This is a genomic window from Photobacterium kishitanii (assembly GCF_003026355.1).
Classification (GTDB): Bacteria; Pseudomonadota; Gammaproteobacteria; order Enterobacterales; family Vibrionaceae; genus Photobacterium; species Photobacterium kishitanii.
Genome location: NZ_PYON01000055.1, coordinates 1 through 694, shown reverse-complemented (window position 1 = coordinate 694; position 694 = coordinate 1). Strand labels below are relative to the sequence as shown.

General features: G+C 42.7%; 2 tRNA genes and 1 rRNA gene. All 3 read left to right on the top strand.

Annotated elements, in window-relative coordinates:
- A 16S ribosomal RNA gene (locus C0W29_RS21490) occupies positions 1-71 on the top strand; the annotation flags it as partial.
- A 72-nt stretch (positions 72-143) separates the two neighbouring features.
- Positions 144-220 (top strand) — tRNA-Ile (locus tag C0W29_RS21485).
- A 44-nt stretch (positions 221-264) separates the two neighbouring features.
- Positions 265-340 (top strand) — tRNA-Ala (locus C0W29_RS21480).
- Positions 341-694: the final 354 nt, after the last annotated feature.

The following is a 694-nucleotide window of genomic DNA, read 5'->3' as shown; positions in this document are numbered from 1 at the left end:
TGTGGTTCATGACTGGGGTGAAGTCGTAACAAGGTAGCCCTAGGGGAACCTGGGGCTGGATCACCTCCTTACCTAAAGACTTTTCTGTTTTATGCAGTGTCCACACAGATTGCTTGGTCGAAATGTAGAACGTAAAAAGACTTGGGTCTGTAGCTCAGGTGGTTAGAGCGCACCCCTGATAAGGGTGAGGTCGGTGGTTCGAGTCCACTCAGACCCACCACTTTTTCTCCCAGAAAAAGTGGCGGTATAGTCTTTTACATCGTTGGGGTTATAGCTCAGCTGGGAGAGCGCCTGCCTTGCACGCAGGAGGTCTGCGGTTCGATCCCGCATAGCTCCACCACTCTTTAAACGCACTTCTCTTGAAAGACAGAGAGTTCAGTGTTTTTAAAAAGTGGTTATCTAACGATGATTACATGTTCTTTAACAATCTGGAAAGCTGACTAGTAAATTCAATCGAAAGATTGATTTTAAAAAATGTTTTTATCTTCGGATAAAAATGAGTTCTCAAAACAAACACATTCAAGTGTCTGTGTTTGGTTTCACTTTTTAAAGTGAAGACAAATAAATGAGTCCGGCGAAAAACCAATGTTTAATATTTTCTTGATCGGATTATTAAACGCAAACCTTGGTTAGTTGAACATACAAGACCTCTTGGGGTTGTATGGTTAAGTGACTAAGCGTACACGGTGGATGC